Annotated in this window: 2 protein-coding genes; both read left to right on the top strand. The window is 45.6% G+C overall.

The annotated features are described in order from the left end of the window. Positions 1-402, top strand: a 402-nt coding sequence (locus F6K49_RS49545; RefSeq protein ID WP_293110142.1) for an ACT domain-containing protein, incomplete at its 5' end; no start/stop codon positions are given. A gap of 217 nt (positions 403-619) precedes the next feature. Next, on the top strand, positions 620-1360 hold a 741-nt coding region (locus tag F6K49_RS49540; protein ID WP_293110139.1), incomplete at its 3' end, for a LysM peptidoglycan-binding domain-containing protein.

Raw genomic sequence — 1360 nt, 5'->3', positions numbered from 1 at the left:
TCTGGTGCAGGTTCTGGTCCAACAGCCAGTGCAGTGGTGTCGGATATCTTAAACATTGCTGCTGTCCTCAAAAGCGATCTCGAAGCCAAGCAACTACATCCTCTACTTAGTTGTGCTCATCAGCACTATTGTACTGTTGCTCCTATTTCAGACCTGGTCACCCGCTTTTATGCACGGTTCCTTAGTCAAGACCATCCTGGTGTAATTGGGCATTTAGGCACCACTTTTGGCAAACATCATGTCAGTTTAGAATCTGTGGTGCAAATTGGTTTCCAAGGAAACTTAGCAGAAATTGTGGTCGTCACTCATGATGTGCGTGAAGGGAACTTCCGACAGGCTCTAGATGAAATTCAGACTCTAGAGGCAGTGGATAGTATTCCTAGCATTTTAAGAGTGCTCTAAAGCTTCACTAGTTGAAGGTTGAATAGTTGAAGGTTGAATAGTTGAAGGTTTACTCTTTTAGAGGGTTGAGGGAAGTCCTTGGCCAAAAGGCCACGCTACGCGAACGGGGAAAGTTCAAAATATAGCCATTCCCGAAGGTTAGGTTGTTTGCTTGAAGTCTAAAATTTGAAACCGTTTACCTCTGGCCTAGTCTTGATCTATGACTCAATCGTTAACAATGAATCTAGTGCGCTGGCTCCCAATTGTTTCCACAATTTTTTGGCTAGTGACCCCAACTGTTGCTACTTCAAACTTGGGAACAACGGATTCCTATTCTGGTTCTTTATCTGTAGATGATGGTTGGCGATGGACTTCGTCCCGCTTTCAGCGAACGCAAAGCCAGTTAAATTTCACAAATTCCACACTTCAACCAGCCAACCTGCAACCTTGGCCAAAAGGCCACGCTACGCGAACAACCCTGACAGTAAAAACAGTACAACAGGCACAAAACACAGTAACTCAAAACACAACTATAGAGGATATTTGTCCACCGCCAGTGCTCTCTCGCTTAACTCGCCACCAAGTGGCTGCAGGTGAAACCGTCGAGAGTATTGCCAACCAATACAATCTTGAAGAGGCTACACTACTTAGATTTAATCGAGCCTTAAACCGGCAGTCAATGCCAGTGGGGCAAGAGATTTTGATTCCGCCATTCAATGGCATCTTGGTGAATGTGCCATTGAATGCCACTTGGCAAGACTTAGCAGACGCCTACGGTGTCCGTGCTGCGGTTTTATTTGAGTTAAATGGTTGTAAAAAACCCTCTAAGCAAGCCTTTATCCCAGGGTTGAATTCCCTTGGCATCGGTATTCCCACAGCAACGAGGGTTAGTGCTGCTTGTCGGATTGCTAACGGTAGTAAAGAGAAGCTTCGTTTGGGCAATATGGCAATTAAGCGTGACTGGGGTTGGGCTCCTGAA

This window comes from Moorena sp. SIO3I6, from assembly GCF_010672095.1.
Note: the sequence above shows the minus strand (reverse complement) of the source record. Positions and strands in the feature narration are given on the sequence as shown.